This window comes from Aggregatibacter sp. oral taxon 458 str. W10330 (genome assembly GCF_000466335.1).
Classification (GTDB): domain Bacteria; phylum Pseudomonadota; class Gammaproteobacteria; order Enterobacterales; family Pasteurellaceae; genus Aggregatibacter.
In genome coordinates, this window is sequence record NZ_KE952589.1 from 12,739 (window position 1) to 33,191 (window position 20,453).

General features: G+C 41.7%; 21 protein-coding genes and 1 tRNA gene. 3 read left to right on the forward strand and 19 right to left on the reverse strand.

Annotated features, from left to right (window positions below):
• Positions 1-73 precede the first annotated feature (73 nt).
• Positions 74-149: transfer RNA gene (locus HMPREF9065_RS09100), tRNA-Lys, on the forward strand.
• A gap of 627 nt (positions 150-776) precedes the next feature.
• On the opposite strand, the gene pal is transcribed toward HMPREF9065_RS09100, so the two are convergent.
• The 9 genes from pal to HMPREF9065_RS09055 form a co-directional block, all read right to left on the reverse strand.
• Positions 777-1,238 carry a peptidoglycan-associated lipoprotein Pal gene (gene pal, locus HMPREF9065_RS09095; protein WP_021615161.1) on the reverse strand — a complete coding sequence of 154 codons (462 nt, stop codon included), beginning with the start codon at positions 1,236-1,238 and terminating at the stop codon, positions 777-779.
• Between the two features lie 14 nt (positions 1,239-1,252).
• Entirely contained in the window at positions 1,253-2,533 is a 1,281-nt protein-coding gene (gene tolB, locus HMPREF9065_RS09090; RefSeq protein ID WP_021615162.1) for a Tol-Pal system beta propeller repeat protein TolB, read from the reverse strand.
• Between the two features lie 35 nt (positions 2,534-2,568).
• On the reverse strand, positions 2,569-3,885 hold the full coding sequence (gene tolA / locus HMPREF9065_RS09085) for a cell envelope integrity protein TolA (RefSeq protein WP_021615163.1): 1,317 nt from the start codon (positions 3,883-3,885) through the stop codon (positions 2,569-2,571).
• A gap of 18 nt (positions 3,886-3,903) precedes the next feature.
• Positions 3,904-4,326, reverse strand: a complete 423-nt coding sequence (gene tolR / locus HMPREF9065_RS09080) for a colicin uptake protein TolR (protein ID WP_021615164.1) — start codon at positions 4,324-4,326, stop codon at positions 3,904-3,906.
• An 82-nt stretch (positions 4,327-4,408) separates the two neighbouring features.
• Entirely contained in the window at positions 4,409-5,098 is a 690-nt protein-coding gene (gene tolQ, locus HMPREF9065_RS09075) for a protein TolQ (RefSeq protein WP_021615165.1), read from the reverse strand.
• 23 nt (positions 5,099-5,121) lie between these two features.
• Entirely contained in the window at positions 5,122-5,532 is a 411-nt protein-coding gene (gene ybgC / locus HMPREF9065_RS09070; protein WP_021615166.1) for a tol-pal system-associated acyl-CoA thioesterase, read from the reverse strand.
• Between the two features lie 106 nt (positions 5,533-5,638).
• Positions 5,639-5,926: a cyd operon protein YbgE gene (ybgE, locus tag HMPREF9065_RS09065; protein ID WP_021615167.1), complete on the reverse strand. Its 288-nt coding sequence runs from the start codon at positions 5,924-5,926 to the stop codon at positions 5,639-5,641.
• Between the two features lie 112 nt (positions 5,927-6,038).
• Positions 6,039-7,178 carry a cytochrome d ubiquinol oxidase subunit II gene (gene cydB, locus HMPREF9065_RS09060; protein ID WP_021615168.1) on the reverse strand — a complete coding sequence of 380 codons (1,140 nt, stop codon included), beginning with the start codon at positions 7,176-7,178 and terminating at the stop codon, positions 6,039-6,041.
• Between the two features lie 14 nt (positions 7,179-7,192).
• Positions 7,193-8,758, reverse strand: a complete 1,566-nt coding sequence (locus tag HMPREF9065_RS09055; RefSeq protein ID WP_021615169.1) for a cytochrome ubiquinol oxidase subunit I — start codon at positions 8,756-8,758, stop codon at positions 7,193-7,195.
• 445 nt (positions 8,759-9,203) lie between these two features.
• Here HMPREF9065_RS09055 and HMPREF9065_RS09050 point away from each other — a divergent pair, with 445 nt between their 5' ends.
• Positions 9,204-9,545 carry a DUF5339 domain-containing protein gene (locus tag HMPREF9065_RS09050; protein WP_021615170.1) on the forward strand — a complete coding sequence of 114 codons (342 nt, stop codon included), beginning with the start codon at positions 9,204-9,206 and terminating at the stop codon, positions 9,543-9,545.
• A gap of 48 nt (positions 9,546-9,593) precedes the next feature.
• Here HMPREF9065_RS09050 and ruvB read toward each other — a convergent pair whose 3' ends face one another.
• The 9 genes from ruvB to aspS all read right to left on the reverse strand — a co-directional run bounded on the left by ruvB (position 9,594) and on the right by aspS (position 17,770).
• Positions 9,594-10,607, reverse strand: a complete 1,014-nt coding sequence (gene ruvB, locus HMPREF9065_RS09045; protein ID WP_021615171.1) for a Holliday junction branch migration DNA helicase RuvB — start codon at positions 10,605-10,607, stop codon at positions 9,594-9,596.
• A 15-nt stretch (positions 10,608-10,622) separates the two neighbouring features.
• Positions 10,623-11,237: a Holliday junction branch migration protein RuvA gene (gene ruvA, locus HMPREF9065_RS09040; RefSeq protein ID WP_021615172.1), complete on the reverse strand. Its 615-nt coding sequence runs from the start codon at positions 11,235-11,237 to the stop codon at positions 10,623-10,625.
• A 63-nt stretch (positions 11,238-11,300) separates the two neighbouring features.
• Positions 11,301-11,873, reverse strand: coding sequence for a crossover junction endodeoxyribonuclease RuvC (ruvC, locus tag HMPREF9065_RS09035; RefSeq protein ID WP_021615173.1), 573 nt, complete (start codon positions 11,871-11,873; stop codon positions 11,301-11,303).
• 57 nt (positions 11,874-11,930) lie between these two features.
• Positions 11,931-12,362 (reverse strand): hypothetical protein, encoded by a 432-nt coding sequence (locus HMPREF9065_RS09030; RefSeq protein WP_021615174.1) that lies wholly within the window; start codon positions 12,360-12,362, stop codon positions 11,931-11,933.
• A gap of 9 nt (positions 12,363-12,371) precedes the next feature.
• Positions 12,372-13,112 (reverse strand): YebC/PmpR family DNA-binding transcriptional regulator, encoded by a 741-nt coding sequence (locus tag HMPREF9065_RS09025; protein ID WP_021615175.1) that lies wholly within the window; start codon positions 13,110-13,112, stop codon positions 12,372-12,374.
• A gap of 12 nt (positions 13,113-13,124) precedes the next feature.
• Positions 13,125-13,571, reverse strand: a complete 447-nt coding sequence (gene nudB, locus HMPREF9065_RS0109330; protein ID WP_084422188.1) for a dihydroneopterin triphosphate diphosphatase — start codon at positions 13,569-13,571, stop codon at positions 13,125-13,127.
• 111 nt (positions 13,572-13,682) lie between these two features.
• A complete protein-coding gene (locus tag HMPREF9065_RS09020; protein WP_021615177.1) occupies positions 13,683-14,951 on the reverse strand; it encodes an NRAMP family divalent metal transporter in 1,269 nt (422 codons plus the stop codon).
• A gap of 266 nt (positions 14,952-15,217) precedes the next feature.
• Entirely contained in the window at positions 15,218-15,583 is a 366-nt protein-coding gene (locus HMPREF9065_RS10280) for a hypothetical protein (RefSeq protein ID WP_232209086.1), read from the reverse strand.
• 420 nt (positions 15,584-16,003) lie between these two features.
• Entirely contained in the window at positions 16,004-17,770 is a 1,767-nt protein-coding gene (aspS, locus tag HMPREF9065_RS09015) for an aspartate--tRNA ligase (protein ID WP_021615179.1), read from the reverse strand.
• A gap of 165 nt (positions 17,771-17,935) precedes the next feature.
• Between aspS and cmoA the strand changes: the two genes are divergently transcribed.
• Positions 17,936-18,658 (forward strand): carboxy-S-adenosyl-L-methionine synthase CmoA, encoded by a 723-nt coding sequence (cmoA, locus tag HMPREF9065_RS09010; RefSeq protein ID WP_021615180.1) that lies wholly within the window; start codon positions 17,936-17,938, stop codon positions 18,656-18,658.
• Positions 18,659-18,753: 95 nt separating this feature from the next.
• On the opposite strand, the gene gdhA is transcribed toward cmoA, so the two are convergent.
• Positions 18,754-20,103, reverse strand: coding sequence for an NADP-specific glutamate dehydrogenase (gdhA, locus tag HMPREF9065_RS09005; protein ID WP_021615181.1), 1,350 nt, complete (start codon positions 20,101-20,103; stop codon positions 18,754-18,756).
• Between the last annotated feature and the right edge of the window lie 350 nt (positions 20,104-20,453).

Genomic DNA, 20,453 nt, shown 5'->3' on the forward strand with positions numbered 1-20,453 from the left:
GTTCAAGTCTGGCCTCGGGCACCATTTTAAAGATAATTTATTCTTTAAAATCCTCTAAATAAATCATATCGTTGGGTCGTTAGCTCAGTCGGTAGAGCAGCGGACTTTTAATCCGTTGGTCGAAGGTTCGAATCCTTCACGACCCACCAAACCAATAAATATTTTCAGATTAGTTTCCTAGTGCGCCATTTCTTTTTGTAAATGTCCTTCATTCAAGTAAATGAATTGTGAACATTAGTCACTTTTTTTAAAAAGTAACATTATTCTACTCTTACCTGCTCTAATATCCCTAGCAAAAGCAAAAATATTTCAATGCAATTTTTAATCTCTTTATTAGCTTGCCTGTAAAATCGTACACAATATTAGATCCGATAATAAACCATAAACGAATAATTTAAGACTATGCTATAATTAACTCGTTTTTTATTAACAAATTAGGTACCCCATGAAAAAACTACTCTTTATACTTGCCGGCATATTAGCAATCACAGCTTGCTCTCAACCCAAAGATATCTATTTTAACGGATCCGAGGGATCTCACTCCGGATTAAAATACGATAAAACAACGAAAACCATTGGGATAAACCCATAGTTCTCTAAAAAGTGCAGTGAAACCGCATTTTATACTGTTATACACAGATTATAGGGAACACTCTCCTATAGCCTTTCACAGATTCAAAGGCATCATGTGAATCTCAGAGAAAGATAATTTTCATTCTTTCTTCCATAATAAAAAACCGAGCATAAGCTCGGCTTTTTTATTCGTCTTGCAAAAATTAGTATGCTAACACAGCACGACGGTTTTTAGAGTAAGCAGCTTCGTCATGACCTAACACTGCTGGTTTTTCTTCACCGTAAGAAACGGTAGAGATTTGGCTACCTTGAACACCTTTAGAGGTTAAGAAGCTTTGCACTGCGTGTGCACGACGTTCACCTAATGCCATGTTGTATTCTGGTGTACCACGTTCATCGGTGTTACCTTCAACACGAACACTTGTTGCTGGGGTAGCTGTCAAGTATGCAGCATGCGCATCTAAGATTTGAGCATATTCGCCTTCAATATTGTATTTATCAAAACCGAAATATACAGTGTTATAACGTTGTTGCAAATCTTGAACAGAATAGCCGCCAAAAGTTTGGCCATTACCATTACCGTTTTCAGTTTTATTTGAAGATCCGCAAGCTGCTAATACAGCTACAGAACCAGCAACTAACAATGCTTTGGTTAATTTATTCATTGAATTCTCCTTGTTTATTTAGTTAAGTATGGTGACCAAGCTGGAAATTTCACTTGTCCATCATTTCCTGGTAAACGTGCTTTAAAGCGACCGTCTGTGGACACTAATTGTAGCACCTTTCCCAAGCCTTGGGTAGAGCTGTAAATAATCATAATACCATTAGGTGAAATACTCGGACTTTCATCTAAAAAAGTTGAACTTAGCACTTCGGAGCTACCTGATGCCAAATCTTGTTTCACGATGCTATTACTTCCATCTACCATCACTAACGTATTGCCATCTGCGCTGATTTGGCCACTACCACGTCCACCAACTAAAGATACACCGCCACCGGTTGCACTCATACGGTAAACTTGCGGAGAGCCGCCTCTGTCGGAGGTGAACACGATTGATTGGCCATCAGGCGACCAAGATGGTTCGGTATTATTGCCGGCACCACTGGTTAACTGAGAAACCTGTCCACTACCCAAATTTATTACATAAATATTTAATACGCCATCTTTTGAAGACGCAAAAGCTAATCTTGAGCCATCCGGAGAAAATGCCGGCGCCCCATTATGTCCAGGGAATGAAGCGACGACCTTACGCGCCATGGATCCCAAATCTTGTAAAATAATTTGCGCTTTTTTATTTTCAAAAGAAACATAGGCAAGTTTTTTACCGTCAGGAGACCATGCCGGAGACATAAATGGCTGGGAACTCTTATTAATAATGAATTGATTAAACCCATCATAATCTGCTACGCGAACTTCGTAAGGCTGAGAGCCCCCATTTTTTTGTACAACATACGCAATACGGGTTCTAAATGCGCCGCGAATACCGGTTAATTTTTCAAAGGACTCATCGCTCACCGTATGAGCACCATAACGCAGCCATTTTTGTGTCACCGTATATTGATTTTGTGAAAGAATCGAACCGGCACTTCCCATGGTATCCACTAATTGATATGCAATATCAAAGCCTCCATTGGATGGGGTAACTTGCCCAACAATAACCGCTTCAATACCTTGTGCAGACCAAAGTTGAGGATTAACCTCTGCAGCAGAAGTCGGTTGCTGAGGCATTTTACTCACTTCCATCGGATTAAATTTTCCGCTATTGCGCAAATCATCGGCGATGATCTTTGCAATATCTGCCGGTGCACTGCCCGGACCATTCCATTTAAACGGCACCACAGCAATTGGTCGAGCAGAATCCATTACCTCATCAATTACGATGCGCACTTCTGCCTGAGCTACGGACGATAGCCCTAATAGCATAATCAATAAACTAAAAATTCGAATAACAATTTTCATTTGTTCTCCTATCGTTTTAAAAACGCAATAAAAAATTACCGCACTTTTCTTGGGTCAAATCCAAGCGTAAAACTCTTAAACATTTGATACTCTTCCGGTGTTGGCGCTCTACGCATTTTTTTCGCTTGTGAAATCGCATTTAATGCTGCAGCACATAAATCATTTGGTCCGGATTTTTTCTCATATGACAAAATAGTTCCATCACTCGAAATTTCCATTTTAATATCGCAAACTTTGCCGATAAATCGATTATCGCCACGAAAATACGGTTTTATCGAAGAGTAAACAATGCCGGCATAGGCCGAGCCGGTTTTACCACCGTCGCCCGCCCCCATGGATGCACCTGTACCAAGGCTTCCTTGTTTATTTGCATTACCACCTCGTGTTGCGCTACCTCCACCGACATCACCACCGTTAAAGAAATCATCTAGCGCATTTTGATCTGCTTTCCGTTGAGCATCGGCTTTCGCCTTAGCTTCAGCCTCTGCTTTCGCTTTTGCATCTGCTTTTGCCTTGGCTTCCGCTTTTGCTTTCGCTTCGGCATCCGCCTTTGCTTTAGCCTCTGCTTTTGCCTTAGCTTCTGCATCCGCTTTTGCTTTAGCCTCAGCTTTCGCCTTAGCTTCTGCATCGGCTTTTGCTTTCGCCTCAGCTTTTGCCTTAGCTTCCGCATCCGCTTTTGCTTTAGCCTCTGCGTCAGCTTTCACCTTGGCTTCCGCTTCAGCCTTTGCTTTAGCTTCTTGTTTTGCTTTTTCAATAGCTGCAGCCTTCGCTTTTGCCTCTTCTTCCTCTTGTTTTGCCGCAGCAGCTAACCGTTTTGCTTCAGCATCTGCTTTTAATTTAGCCGCCTCAGCAGCTTGTTTAGCCTTAGCTTCCTCAGCTTGCTTTTGTTTTTCAAGAGCTTCCAGACGGGCTTTTTCTTCCTGCTGTTTTTTCTGCTCAGCTAATAATTTTTGTTTTTCCTGCTCTTTTTGTTGTTCCAGTGCTTTTTGTCGAGCAATTTCTTCTTGGCGTTGTTGCTCTTCTTTTAACGCCTCTTGTTGTTTTTGTTCTTGTTGTTTTTGTTCTTCCTGTTTTTGCGCTTGTTCTTCCTGTTTTTTATCTTCTAAAGATTGTTTTTTTTGCTTTTCGGCTTGACCTTTTTTCTGCTGTTGAATTCGACCCCATTCTTGTGCGGCAGAACCGGTATCAACCATGACTGCGCCAATCACTTCGCCATCATCACCTTCTCCGCCGCCCATAATATCAACGTTATGATAGAGCGAGCTCAAAATTAATAACACAAACAAAGCCAAGTGCATTATGATCGAAATCATAACGGCATTAACATCGCCTTTTTGTCGCTTATTCTGCACACTCGTTACCTATATTTATTAAATGGGATTTGTCATTAATCCAACTGATTTAATGCCGGCAAGGTGAAGTAAATTCAGTGCTTTAATCACCTCTTCATAAGGCACATCCTTTGCACCACCAACTAAGAACATCGTATTGTTATCTTTATCAAACTCTTGTTTTGATAATTGGGTAACCATATCTTCAGTTAAATTTTCTGTACGGTTACCACCAATTGAAATGGCGTACTGCCCCACACCCGATACCTCTAAAATAACCGGTGTTTTGTCTTCAGTAGACACATTTTGGCTTTGCACGGCATCCGGCAATTCAACTTCTACACTTTGACTAATAATAGGCGCCGTAGCCATAAAAATTAAAACCAATACTAAAAGCACATCCAAAAATGGCACAATATTGATTTCAGATTTGATATCGCGACGCTGACGACGATAAGACATATCAACCCTCTAAACTGAGAATTCTAAAAACAGCTAAAATAATGACCGCACTTTATCAAAATGCGGTGAGAACTCATTACAATTAATTATGATGCGTTTTACCAAACACTTGACGATGTAAGATCGTTGTAAACTCATCAATAAAATTGCCGTAGTTTTGCTCTAATTTATTTACACGTAAACTTAAACGGTTATAAGCCATAACAGCTGGAATCGCTGCAAACAAACCGATTGCTGTTGCAATTAACGCTTCGGCAATTCCTGGTGCAACCATTTGCAATGTCGCTTGTTTTGCTCCGCTTAACGACATGAATGCGTGCATAATCCCCCAAACCGTACCAAAAAGACCGATATATGGGCTAATGGATGCGACGGTTGCCAAGAATGGAACGCGCGTTTCAATATCTTCAATTTCGCGATTCATAGATAAATTCATTGCACGGGTACTTCCTTTAATGATAGCTTCCGGTGCATCTGGGTTTGCTTGTTTTAAACGCGTAAACTCTTTAAAACCAACATAAAAAATCTGTTCGCTACCGGTTAATCCATCACGACGATTAGACAACCCTTCATATAATTTATTTAAATCCTCGCCCGACCAAAAGCGTTCTTCAAATACCATGGATTCTCTTAAGGCTTTTGTTAACACACGGCTACGCTGAATAATAATTGCCCAAGAGGTGATTGAGAAAGCGATAAGAATCAGAATCACTAACTGAACAACGATACTCGCTTTTAGAAACAAATCTAAAAAGTTTAACTCTGCGGTCATTATATGCTCCGAAAATAATTTATTTATATTTGATGAGTTAGCATTGTCTTGATTACCTGTGGGATCGCAACAGGTTTCATTTTTCCAAGATCAACATAGGCTACCTTTACAGTAGCCTGGCACAACGTTAATTCATCTCGTTTAATTGCTTGAGAGAAAATGAGAGAAGCCCCTTTTATTTCCATAATACTGGTTTCAATATGTAATAAATCATCCAATTTTGCCGGAATTCGGTAATCCACATTCATGGATTTAACGACAAAGGCACTTTTATTTTCCGCTAACAATACTTGTTGAGAAAAATTAAATGTTCTTAAATATTCTGTTCTAGCACGCTCTAAAAAATGCAAATAACGTGCATGATAAACGACTCCGCCTGCATCCGTATCTTCATAATAAACACGAGCAGAATAATGAAAAACACTTTGTTCCAATTTTTCTTATCCCTAACCAAACTTCAAAAGGCAAGAAGTTGGCTATTTTAAAATGCTACAAAATGATTAGCAAGTAGCACTCATAAAAATATGTATTGGATTATCTCTAAGTGAGTAGATTGTTAAACAGTGCGATAATTGCTGCAACATAGCCGAACCATGGCATAAAAATTGCGCGCCAAAAAGCAGCACGAATATCAAAACCGATACCATGAATCCATAAAATGACAACACCCCAAATCACTGCCAAAACATAATAAAACTCAACCGCTCTTAGCTGTGTTGAGAATTGATTGACATTTAAAAAGAAAAAAATCGTCAGTGCCAGTGCTAAAACAAATGAAAGGGTTCGTAACGAACCCTTATTTGCTAATTGATACAATGCGTTAATCATGCATTACTCGTCGAATTGACCTGAACGCTCTTTATTCATTGTAATTTTTGCACTTACGCCTATCGCGAATAAAACACCGATGACCCAAATTGCATATAACATATTATTCTCCTTAGTATAAGGTGTTTTTATTGTCTTCAACAAAGCTTTCATCTAAACGACCAAACATTTTGTAGTATGACCAAATAGTGTAAAGCAATGAGATACTCACGAAGACTAATGCGAGATAGAACATTAACGTTAAGGTTAGTTCACTTGATGTTGCATCCCACATTAATAAGCTTTGTGCCGGATGAGTACTTGAAGGCATCACAAATGGGAACATGGATACTGCAGCCGTAATAATCACGCCTGCCATGGTTAATACGGAGAAGAAGAACGCAAAACCACAACGATTTGCTTTAGAGGCAACCACATTTAGTAAGGCACCAATAACAACCAATGCTGGGAAGATCCACAAAGCCGGAGTCTCGTTGAAGTTCTTGAACCATGCACCAACTTCAACCGCCACTTCTTTGCCGGAGGCTGGAGAAGATGGGGCAAAGTGATCCAATACGCTGGTTACAACATAACCTTCTTTAAAGGAAAGCCATACGCCCGCAAGAACAAAGGTAATTAATGTCACTAATGCACCAATTTGGCTAATGGCTCTTGCACGATTGCGCAACTCTGCCGTTGTTTTCATTTGTAACCAGTTTGCGCCGTGTGTCACTAACATGGCAAGACTTAGCACGCCACAAAGTAGTGCAAATGGGTTTAATAACGCAAAGAACGAACCTGTATAGGTCACTTGTGAAAGCTCATTTAATTCAAATGGCACACCTTGCAATAAATTACCAAATGCCACACCGAAAACTAATGCTGGTACAAAACCGCCGGCAAACAAGCCCCAATCCCATACTGCACGCCATGTTGGGTTATCAATTTTCGCACGATATTCAAAGCCAATTGGACGGAAAAATAATGCCGCCAACACTAAGAATAAGGCAATATAGAAACCGGAGAAGGCTACGGAATACACAATCGGCCATGCCGCAAAGATTGCTCCACCGGCAGTTAATAACCATACTTGGTTACCATCCCAGTGAGGAGCAATGGAGTTGATCATAATACGCTTTTCAACTTCTTTTTTACCGGCAACCGGTAAAAGTGCGGTCACGCCCATATCAAAACCATCGGTAACGGAAAAACCGATGAGTAATACAATGACTAGCACCCACCAAATAATACGTAGAAATTCATAATCAATCATAATTCGTCTCCTGCTTATTTAGATGATTGCTCAAAGTAGTATTTACCGGTTTTTAATGCGCTCGGACCTAAACGGGCGTATTTAAACATTAAGTACATTTCAACAATAATAAAGAAGAAATAAAGCACACAAATTAACCCGATAGAGAACCAGAGATCACTCACACTTAAATTGGATGCCGACACACCAACAGGCAATACTTCATAAATCGCCCAAGGTTGACGACCATACTCAGCTAGGAACCAACCAAATTCAATGGCTAAGAATGGCAATGGTAATCCCCATAACAATGCTTTAAGGAGTAATGGTGATGCAGTGACTCGACTACGTAAATTTTGCACAAATGCACCAAACGTTAATAAGATAATTAAACCACCAGCGGCTAACATTCCACGGAACGCCCAGAAGTTCGGACCGACATTAGGAATAGTATCACGTGCTGCTTGTTTAATTTGATCTTCCGTTGCATCCACAACTTTATCGGTATAACGTTTTAACAACAATCCAAAACCAAGATCGCCTTTCACTTCATTAAATTGCGCTTTAGTTTCTGGGTTAACCTGACCTGTTGCTTTTTTCTGTGCTTTTAACTGAGTAAACAAATCATAGGCCATAATACCATTGCGAACGCGCGTTTCATTTTTTGCTTGAAGCTCTTTTAGACCGGTAATTTCTTTATCTAAAGAACGTGTAGCAATTAAGCCACCAAGGTATGGAATTTCAATCGCAAAATCATTACGCATTTCTGCGGTATTCGGAAGAGCAACAGGATGGAATGGTGCTGGCGCAGCATGCGTTTCAAATTCAGCTTCCATCGCCGCTAATTTTACAGGTTGCGCTTTACCAATATCGTAACCGGATTCATCGCCCATCACTAACACGGCAATTGAGGCAATAAATCCCCAGGTTGCCGCAATAGAGAAAGAACGCTTAGCAAAGCCAAGATCACGACCTTTCAACAAATAGTAAGAACTGATTGCCAACACAAAAAACGCACCAGCAACATAACCGCCAGATAAGGTATGCAAGAATTTACTTTGTGCAACCGGATTCAACCATAAATCTAAGAAGCTGGTCATTTCCATACGAACGGTTTCAAAATTAAATTCTGAACCTGTCGGTGATTGCATCCAACCGTTGGCCACCAAAATCCACATCGCAGAAAGGTTTGAACCGAAAGCGACACAATAAGTTGCCAATAGGTGTTTCCCTTTTGTTAGGCGATCCCAACCAAAGAAAAATAAACCCACAAATGTGGATTCTAAGAAGAATGCAAGCAATGCTTCGATCGCCAACGGAGCACCAAAAATATCACCTACATAGTGAGAATAGTAAGACCAGTTTGTACCAAATTGGAATTCCATAATGATACCGGTCGTTACCCCTAGGGCAAAGTTAATCCCAAATAACTTACCCCAAAATTTTGTCATATCTTTATACACTTCTTTACCTGTTACGACATAGGTCGTTTCCATGATGACAAGCACGAAAGACAATCCTAGTGTCAGCGGTACAAAAATGAAGTGATACAGCGCCGTTAAAGCGAACTGTAATCTTGAGAGTTCAACAACGTCTAACATCTCGACTCCTTGTAAAAGCTACAAGTCCTTAAATTCATGATTACTAAGTAATCACCCCATAAACATCAAAAATGTTTTGAATTTGCATAAGAAAATTATCTTTATAATGACTGCGGCTTAATTTGGATAAACATCAGTGATTACATAGACAACCCAAATGATTGGCACATTCTACTACTAAATATAGGGATAAAGAATAGAGAAATATGTCGCAAAGATCACATTTTTGAAATTAAATCAAAAACAACTCAAAATAAGTAATTTAGGCTAAATTGATCAGGATCAAATTATATATTCTATTAACATAATTTCAACATCTATTCACTTTAACTGCATAAAAATGAGGGTGATTCGAAAAAAGAGACTAGACATCACAAGGGGATTCTGATAACTTCATGCAAGATTTACACTTTGAAGATAACTTGAACAACAAAAAGGCTTCAATATGACACAAAAAATAACGCACATTTTTACCGCACTTTTCACGACAATGATGGTTGCAAGTGTTTCAAATGTAGCCAATGCCGCAGACGTGGATAAAGACAAAAACGCAAAATCCATTGCTAACGTTCCACAACAGTGCAAGGATTTATTCAGTGAAACCGAAAATTTGATTGCAGAAGCGGAGAAACAACCGGGCACACACCCTCAAGTCAATAAAATCCGTAGCAAGCTCAATCAAAGTAAAAAACAAATTCTTGAAATGGAGTTAGCTACGCAAATTAAAAGTTGCGATGTTGCCATGGCGAAACTCAACAGCATGAAACAACAGCAACAAACACAGTAATTTCTCACGAAACAAAAGGCTTATTTGATTGAATAAGCCTTTTGTTTTTTAGTCTTCTCGAGGCATTTTTTCAATGCCAAAATGACGATAAGTTGTTGAGGTCGCCATTCTTCCGCGAGGTGTTCGTTGTAAGAATCCCTGCTGAATTAAATAAGGTTCCAGCACATCTTCAATAGTATCCCGCTCTTCCCCAATAGCCGCGGCTAAATTGTCTAATCCCACCGGACCACCATCAAAACGCTCTAAAACGGCTGTCAGCAACTTCCTGTCCAGATAGTCAAAACCGGCATCATCAATATCCAACATAGACAGCGCCGCTTTGGCAATGGCTTCGGTAATCACGCCGTTATTACGCACATCGGCATAATCTCGCACTCGACGTAATAAGCGATTCGCAATCCGCGGTGTTCCGCGAGAGCGACGAGCAATTTCATAGGCTGCCGAATCATCAATTTTAAGCTGCAAACAGACCGCACTTCTTGACACAATGGACGTTAAATCCGGCACGGAATAAAATTCTAAGCGTTGCACAATGCCAAAACGATCGCGTAATGGCGAGGTTAAAGAACCCACTCGAGTTGTCGCACCGATAAGCGTAAAAGGCGGTAAATCCAATTTAATGGAACGGGCAGCCGGACCTTCACCAATCATGATGTCCAACTGATAATCCTCCATTGCCGGATACAATACTTCTTCAATGGCGGGTGAAAGACGATGGATTTCATCAATAAACAACACATCATGAGGTTCAAGATTTGTCAGCATGGCGGCTAAATCACCCGCTTTTTCCAAAACCGGACCGGATGTCGTGCGAATATTTACGCCCATCTCATTGGCAACAATATTAGCCAATGTGGTTTTTCCCAATCCCGGCGGGCCAAAAATCAACAAATGATCTAACGCATCCTGACGTAATTGTGCCGCTTTGATGAAAATTTCCATTTGTTCGCAAACTTGTGGTTGTCCCACATAATCCGCCAATAATTTCGGGCGAATGGCACGATCAATGACATCTTCGTCTAATTTTGCCGTAGCACTGATAATTCTGTCTGCTTCAATCATCTTGTCTATCTCAAATTACAACGCGGCTTTTAAAGCTTCACGAATTAACTGCTCGCTGGAAAGCTCCGGTTTAGACACTTTTTTCACCATTTTCTCTGCATCGATCGGCTTATAGCCCAAGGCGATCAATGCGGCAATAGCCTCATTAGAAGGCTCGGTGGTTGCAACGGTTTCCATGGTAAAACTTGGCAAATGATCCGCTTGCATAAAGAAATCGTTATTTTTTACACCTTTAAATTTGCCTTTGAGCTCAACTAAGAGCCTTTCCGCGGTTTTTTTACCAACACCGGGAATCTTCACTAATTTTGACAGTTCTTCACGTTCAATAGCATAAGCAAACTCATCCACCGACATGGCAGATAAAATTGCCAACGCCAATTTTGGCCCAACACCATTGGTTTTAATCAATTCACAAAATAAAGTGCGGTCGGTTTTTTGTGCAAATCCAAAGAGCAAATGAGCATCTTCACGCACGACCAAATGGGTAAATAAGCTGGTTTGTTTGCCCACTTCCGGAAGATGATAAAAACTTGTCATCGGCAACAACAATTCATAGCCGACACCCTGCACATCCAACAAAATTTCCGGTGGCTGTTTTTCCATTAAAATGCCGGTGAGATGACCAATCATAGCAATCCTAGTTATCTGTAAAAAATTGCGCGTAGCATAAAATAAAACTGGATAAATATCCAGTTAAATTTTTAAACGGAAACGGCCTCGACTATATCGCGTGCGCAAAAGTGCGGTCAATTTTTCCTGCGTTTCGTTTTGACCCGCAGCATCTGCCACATGGAAAGAGTGCTGTATGGAATGGGCATGCGTAATGGCGATCGCTAAAGCATCCGCTGCATCGGCTTGTGGCTTATCGGAAAGTTTAAGAATTCGCGTGACCATCTCTTGCACCTGAACCTTATCCGCCGAGCCAATCCCCACCACCGTTTGTTTGACTAAACGGGCGGCATATTCAAACACCGGCAAATCATGATTCACTGCCGCCACAATCGCCGTGCCACGCGCCTGCCCGAGTTTCAGGGCGGAATCCGCATTTTTTGCCATAAAGACTTGCTCAATCGCAAACATATCCGGTTGAAATTGCGTGATGATTTCCGTCACGCCGGCATAAATACGTTTTAAACGGGTCGGTAAATCCTCGACTTGAGTACGAATAGCACCACTGCCAAGGTATTCCAATTGCCGCCCGGTTTGTCGGATAACGCCATAACCGGTCACGCGCGAACCGGGGTCAATGCCTAAAATAATTGCCATAATCGGGTATAAAACAAACGGCTAGAAAACCTAGCCGTTTTTATTTGAAATGAAAGTTTATTGATTTGCTTTTGCGGTCGCTTTCGCATTCACATCACAGTTTTTCACGATGATTTTGTCGGATTTTTTGCCTTTTTGTAAAAGATTTACCGGCACGACAGAATCAAATTTATCCAAGGTTAAACCGCTGTCCACATTCCACACATAGTTGCCGGAGGTAAATGCGGTAAAATCTTTTTGAGACGCATCACGAGCAAAGTCTTTTGCAATCACTTTATTGCCGACCATCACCATTGCACCTGTCGGTTCTTGACCTTCAAATTGATACACGGCAGTCACGGTTTTCTTGTTGCAAGAATACACGACGGTTTTATCCATAATCGTTGGTATGGCACCGGCAGCTTTGGATTCGACATTGGCTGTTGCATTAGAACACGCCGCCAAAATGGCAACTGTAGCCATTGCAGAGAATACTTTAACAAATTTCATAAATGCTCCTTATAGCATTGCAGCGACTTCATCGCTAATTTCACCGTTGTGATAAACGTTTTGTACGTCATCACAGTCTTCCAACATATCAATTAAACGCAATAGTTTCGGTGCAGTTTCTGCATCCAAATCCACTGTCGTTGATGGAATCATTGTCACTTCCGCTTCTTGCACTTTAAAGCCTGCTGCTTCAATGCCATCGCGTACGGAACCTAATTCTTCCCATGCGGTATAAATTTCAAAAGAGCCGTCATCTTGCGGTTGAACATCATCGGCACCGGCCTCAATCGCCGCTTCCATTAATGCATCTTCATCCGCTTGATTAACAATAATCAAGCCCTTTTTACTAAATAAATAACCAACAGAACCTTCTGTACCTAAGTTACCGCCACATTTGGTAAAACTTGGGCGAACTTGGGAAATGGTGCGGTTAGCATTATCGCTCAAACATTCCACCATGACAGCCGTGCCACCTGGGCCGTAACCTTCATAGATTTTGGTTTCCATATTGGTGTCATCGCCACCACCAACACCACGCTCAATAGCACGGTTAATGGTATCACGGGTCATGTTGTTGCTGAGCGCTTTATCCACTGCCGCACGTAAACGTGGGTTCGATCCCACATCGCCGCCACCGATTTTTGCAGCGGTTACCAATTCACGAATTAATTTAGTAAAGATTTTGCCACGTTGCGCATCTTGCGCCGCTTTACGGTGTTTAATATTTGCCCACTTACTATGGCCTGCCATGTTGTTTTCCTTCTATTTTGTCAAATCAAATAAATATTTTCTTATCGCTTCTGCATTATTAGGCGATTTCGTCATCTGCACCGCCTGTGCCGGCGAAACCCATTGAAAAGCGAGATGTTCGGTTAATTCAGGGGTAAATTCCTGATCCACTGCCAACAAAAACCAGTGCTCTCGGCAGTGGGTAACATTCGGTGCGTATTTATAGCGGAAATGCGGAAAAATTTCAAACGTTACGCTTTCATGACAATCCCAAAGTGCGGTGCTTTTTGACGGCGTTTTTAACCGCACTTCTTCCCAAACTTCACGCACTGCCGCGTCATACGGCATTTCATGTTCTTCCAAAGAACCGGTGACCGATTGCCAGAAAGCCGGATCATCTCGACGTTGTAGCATAAGCACTCTGCCACTCTCTTTGGCATAAATGACAACAAGGACAGATTGGTTGTTTTTGTATTTCAATTGGATATCCGCACAAAGAAAAAGTTCGCTATGTATTTTCACGCAAAACAACGTAAAAAAGAACCGCACTTTAAAGAAGTCCTTAAAGTGCGGTCGTTTTTAGAAAAATTTTTAGCCTAACCAGCCGGCTTGCTGTGCAATAAAGAGTGCGGCAAACGCGGTTAAGTAGAATAAGCCGATAAAGGATAACCACAATAATCCGCCTTTCACGCTGTGTTTTGCTTTCATGGTCAAGGACAAGTTCAACCATGCAAAGACCGGCGCAGAAACAAAGGATGCAATCATCGCGAATTTCAACATCGGGCCAACGGCGTTATTAAAGTAGAAAATAATGGCTAAACCGGAGACCGCGGCAAGCACCATGGCAATGTTTAAGGTTTTTACGGTGCTTTCGTGTTTACCAAGTAATAAACGCAAGGATTCAACGTTGGTACGGGAATAGCCGTCGATAACGGTAATGGTTGTGCCGAACATACACATGAAGGCAATCACCGCGATCAATAAACGCGCCCATTCACCAATGGTGCTGGCATACATATTGATTAATTGCGCGATATATTTACCGCCCACCATTTCTACGGTTTCAGGCGAACCGAATTGTACTAATGCGCCAAGTGCTAAGAACACAACGGCTAAAATCGCTGTGCCGATGTAACCCACGTTAAAGTCAAACAAACCGTCTTGATAAGACACTTTGGTCAAGCGACGTTTTGCCACCACCCACATGGAGTTAATCGCAGAAATTTCAATCGGCGCCGGCATCCAGCCCATTAACGCCACCAAAAATGCCAATTTGCTTAATTCCCACGGGGAAGGCGCAACGAAATCTGCCGGTGCGACACCTTGCATACCGTTACGCATGAATGCAATCACCACGGCACTGACGGTTGTCACGGTTAAGGCGATCATGATGATTTTGGATAAGCTGTCTAATAAGCGGTATTTCCCTAACAGTAAAATGCCGGTTGTCACACCGATCACCAATAAACTGAGGACCGGCATTGGCAATGGAATAGGGATCACAAAAGTTAAAATGGCTGCGGTTAGCAAACCTACCGCGGCTGTGTTAATCACGGTGGCAAAAATATTTAATGCAAGGAATAGCCACAAATAAAATTTACCTTTTTGGCGGTAACCTTCCAACAAGGTATTGCCGGTATCTAAGGTATATTGCACGCCGAAACGGAAGAAAGGATATTTGAATAAATTCGCAAGAATTACGATGCTCACTAATTCCCAACCATAAATCGCTCCGGCTTGGGTGGAGGCGATAATGTGCGAACCGCCAACGGCAGCAGATGCCATGACGATTCCGGGACCTAAGGCAGAGAATTTACTCGCCCATGTAGATTTTTCAACTTGATTGATTGGTTCACTCATAAAATGTCTCTTTAAATGATAGAAAGGTGCGTATTTATAATAGAATTTTCATCTAGAGTAAAGTGAACCCAGCAATAAGAAAAAACAAAGCAAAAGATAAAAAACTATGTTTTTCTAAAAATCAGCATTTTATTTCAAAAAATGAGAGATTAAAAACGGATAAATCTTGCTAACTTGGCGAATGACAGTGAATAAAATTTTTAACAAAGTCATATAAAATTTATATTCACGGTACGCCTGATTGAGAGATTCAAGAGACGATGGTGCTATTCAGTATTTTTTGAGTGAAAAAATACATTTGCAGAAGGGTGAAATAAACAAATAAGATTAACAATTAACAACAAGACATGACACGTTGTGATAGGAATATTCTCAAACAACACATAAACCAGCACATTAACGGCAAGCAGCCACGCAATAAAAATATCTCTCGCCCAATGTCGGCCGCGTAAGATGTTTTTATTGAGGAAGAAAATGACGACAAAATTTAAATAAGGCATAAAAAGCAGAGCGCTGGACTGAATAAAGGAGTCGCCAAGAGCAAGCACAATTAAGGTGAGTCCTAATACAATAAGATAATTAATAATGATATTAGTCCAACAAATAATCGGGATAGAACGCGGCTTTTTCATATTGTTTAATCTTATTCTAGTTATTTTGGCTTTTGTATTGAAACGATTTTGCAAATCGATTATAGCAAGAAACCTAAAGCAAGTCATTTACTTAACATTTTTATTACATAAATTTTACATTATGTAACATATCTTACATGAAAGTGTGACTTAATTCGCACAATTTTAACGAGAAATTTATTATTCCACAACCATTTTAGGCTTATTATCCATATTATTTATTATAATTCTTATTCGTAGTAGTAGTAGTAGTAGTAGTAGTAGTAGCAGTATCTATGCTATTGAAAAATAACGATATTTCAAGTGATAAAAAAGCTATATTTCAGTCATGAATAACATCACTAAAATATAGCTCATTGGTCTTCTTTGTTTCATAATTCAATCAAAAAAGACACCGCACTTTTTATTCAAAATTAGCCGTTAAGCATTTTTGACCACTTGAATACTCAACTCACCCAACGCTTGCGGATACGCAAAACTTGGCGCTTCGGTCATTAAGCACGCCGCTGCCGTGGTTTTCGGGAACGCAATCACATCACGGATATTTTCAGTGCCGGTTAAAAGCATGGTTAAACGGTCTAAACCGAACGCCAAACCTGCGTGTGGCGGCGTACCGAATTTTAAGGCATCCAATAAGAAACCAAATTTCTCGCGTTGTTCTTGTTCATTGATGCCAAGAATGCGGAATACAGTTTGTTGCATTTTCGGATCGAAAATACGTACGGAACCGCCCCCCACTTCGTAGCCGTTGATGACCATATCGTAAGCATTCGCCACCGCAGTTGTTGGATCCGCTTCCAATTGTTCCGGTGTGAAATCACGTGGCGATGTGAATGGGTGGTGCATTGCCGCCAAATTGCCTTCATCATCACGTTCAAACATTGGGAAATCAATGACCCAAAGCGGTTGCCATTCGTCTAAACGGGTTAAGCCGAGATCGCGACCCAGTTTCAAACGCAATGCGCCCATGGCATCGGTGGTGGTTTGCCATTTGTCTGCGCCGAAGAACAAGATATCTCCGTTTTGTACTTTTACACGTTCTGCTAACGCTTTCCATACGTCTTCATTTAAGAATTTAGCAATCGGGCTTTGAACGCCTTCAAGGCCGGCATTGATATCATTCACTTTCGCCCAAGCCAAACCTTTCGCACCGTATATCCCAACAAATTGGGTGTATTCATCAATTTGTTTACGTGTAATTTCGCTGCCATTTGGTACGCGAATGACCGCCACACGACCATTTGGATCATTGGCAGGGCCTTGGAACACTTTGAAATCTACCGCTTTAACGATATCTGCAACATCCACTAGCTCCAGCGGGTTACGCAAATCCGGCTTATCGGAACCAAAGCGCTTCATCGCTTCATGCCAAGTCATCACCGGGAATTTGCCTAAATCCACACCAATGATGTTTTGCCATAAACCGTGCACCATGCGTTCCATAATTTCACGCACTTCAGGCGCTGTCAGGAAAGAGGTTTCCACATCGATTTGGGTAAATTCCGGTTGACGATCTGCACGCAAATCTTCATCACGGAAACATTTCACGATTTGATAATAACGATCAAAACCGGACATCATGAGCAACTGTTTGAAAAGCTGTGGTGATTGTGGCAATGCATAGAATTTGCCTTTATGCACACGGCTTGGCACTAAATAGTCGCGCGCACCTTCCGGTGTGGCTTTGGTTAGCATTGGGGTTTCAATATCTAAGAAACCGTTGTCATCCATAAAACGACGGACAAAGCTGGTGATTTTCGCACGGGTTTTCAAACGTTGCGCCATCTCAGGGCGACGTAAATCCAAATAACGGTATTTTAAGCGTTGTTCTTCCGTATTGTTTTGGTTGAAGTCTAACGGCAACACATCGGAGGCATTGTAAATTTTCAATGCTTTTGCCAAGACTTCCACTTCACCGGTCGCCATGTTTTTATTGATTTGGTTGTCCGGGCGAGCAATCACTTCACCTTTGATTTGAATACAAAATTCGTTACGCAAACCGGCAGCCGCGGTCAAGGCGTCTTGATATTTCGGGTCGAAACACACTTGCACGATGCCATCACGATCGCGCATATCAATAAAGATCAACCCACCTAAATCGCGGCGGCGATGAACCCAACCGCTTAATGTTACTTCCTGACCGATATTTGCGCGATTTAACGCACCGCAATAATGTGAACGCATCATTTTTTATTCCTTATTATATTCTGAATCATTAAAGAGAAATTAACCTTGCGATTATACGGAAATTGCCTGGGCTTTTGAATTGGAAAGCGAAATTTATTTGCGCCGTTAAAAACTTTCTCTAAAATAACCGCACTTTTTATTTCAAATTATTGCATCGCAAAAAATATGAAAGATACCCTATTCTCTGCGCCCATTGAAAAATTGGGCGATTTTACCTTTGACGAAAGCGTCGCGGAAGTGTTTCCCGACATGATCCAACGCTCTGTGCCGGGCTATTCCAACATCATCACTGCCATTGGTATGCTTGCCGAGCGTTTTGTTACGGCCAACAGCCATGTCTATGATTTAGGTTGTTCCCGTGGGGCGGCGACCCTTTCCGCTCGTCGTCATATCAACCAACCCAATGTAAAAATTATCGGGGTGGACAATTCCCAACCGATGGTAGAACGTTGCCGCCAACACATCGCCGCCTACCACAGTGATATTCCGGTCGAGATTCTCTGCGACGACATTCGCCACATTGAGATCAAAAATGCCTCCATGGTGATTTTGAATTTCACCCTGCAATTTCTGCCACCACAAGATCGCGTAGCGTTGTTAGAAAAAATTCATCAAGGATTAAATCCAAACGGCGTATTGGTGCTGTCAGAAAAATTCCGCTTTGAAGACGAGCAAACTAACGACTTACTGATTGATCTCCACCATCAATTTAAACGCGCCAACGGTTACAGCGAATTAGAAGTGAGCCAAAAACGCACCGCACTTGAAAATGTGATGCGCACAGACAGCATTGAAACCCATAAAGCGCGATTAAAAAATGTCGGCTTTTCTCATGTGGAGCTTTGGTTCCAATGCTTTAACTTCGGTTCCATGATTGCGATGAAATAAGCGCAAAGCTCAAAATAAAAAAGTGCGGTGGATTTTTAACGTATTTTGAAATCCACCGCACTTTTCTTTAATCTCGCAAGCGAAATATTGAAAAATTAATACACGCCTTGTGCCAACATGGCATCAGCTACCTTAACGAAACCGGCAACATTCGCACCCACCACATAGTTGATGTTACCTTGCGCATCACTGCCGTATTTTTTACAGTTAGCATGAATGTCTAACATAATGCGGTGCAATTTTGCATCGACTTCTTCTCTTGTCCAACTTAAGCGTTGTGCGTTTTGCGACATTTCCAAACCGGAAGTGGCGACGCCACCGGCATTTGCTGCTTTGCCCGGCCCGAAGAGTACGCCTGCGTCAATAAAGGCATTGGTAGCGTCAATGGTGGTTGGCATATTGGCGCCTTCTGCCACCACTTGCACGCCATTGGCAATCAAGGCTTGTGCATCGCTTAATGCCAATTCGTTTTGGGTGGCACATGGGAGCGCAATATCCACTTTTAAATGCCATGGACGTGCGCCGGCAACATATTTCAAACCAAAGAGATCGGCATAATCTTTTACACGACCGCGTTTGACATTTTTGATGTCCATTAACGCGGCTAATTTTTCCGGAGTGAAACCTTCTTCATCCACAACGGTGCCCGATGAGTCGGAACAGCTAATGACTTTTGCGCCAAGCGCCATCGCTTTTTCAATGGCATACTGTGCTACGTTGCCGGAGCCTGAAACCGCGACGGTTTTGCCTTTCAAACCTTGGCCTTTTTCTGCCAGCATGGCTTGGACGAAATAAACCAAACCATAGCCGGTGGCTTCCGGACGAATTAAGCTGCCGCCGAAGCTCAAGCCTTTGCCGGTAAACACACAGCCGGTTTGATTGGAGAGTTTTTTCATCATGCCGGTTAAATAACCCACTTCACGCGCGCCCACGCCGATATCGCCTGCCGGCACGTCGGTGTCCGGACCAATGTGGCGATAAAGTTCAGTCATTAAGGCTTGGCAGAAACGCATGACTTCCGCATCACTTTTGCCTTTCGGATCAAAGTCGGAACCGCCTTTGGCACCGCCCATTGGCAAGGTGGTTAAAGCATTTTTGAAGATTTGTTCAAAGCCTAAGAATTTTAAAATGGATTGGTTGACGGACGGGTGAAAGCGCATACCGCCTTTGAAAGGGCCGATAGCGCTGTTAAATTGAATGCGGAATGCGCGGTTGACTTGCACTTGGCCTTTGTCATCGGTCCATGCTACGCGGAATTGAATGATGCGTTCCGGCTCAACTAAACGTTCTAATAAGGCTTCAGAGCGGTATTTCGGGTTTTTCTCAAGGAATGACCAAATAGACGTGAATACTTCGCGTATCGCTTGTAAAAATTCCGGTTGGTTTCCGTCACGTTGTTCGACTTTGGCTAAGAAGGCTTCTAAGGAAGCGACTGCGTTAGACATAAAAAATCTCCTGTTGATGATGTTTGCATATATTGTTTTTATTAATCGGAATCACTATGCAACAACTCTTCTTACTTTTCCAAAACAACCATCAAAAATAGGAAAAATTTAAAATAAAAGATGAAATAATGTAGATAATATCTAATTATTTAATAATTTTATTGAACTTCATCTAAATAATAATCCACGCATAAAACGTGCGGTTTTTTAGGTCCCCTATAAGGGTCTATACTTCATAAGCTCCTCAAAGGGCTTGTGAAAACTGACAGGCGTGTCTAATGACTTCCTTGCATATCCCTTAAAAGGGGATATATGCTCTTTCGTTGATAAATTATCTTGAACCATGTCTT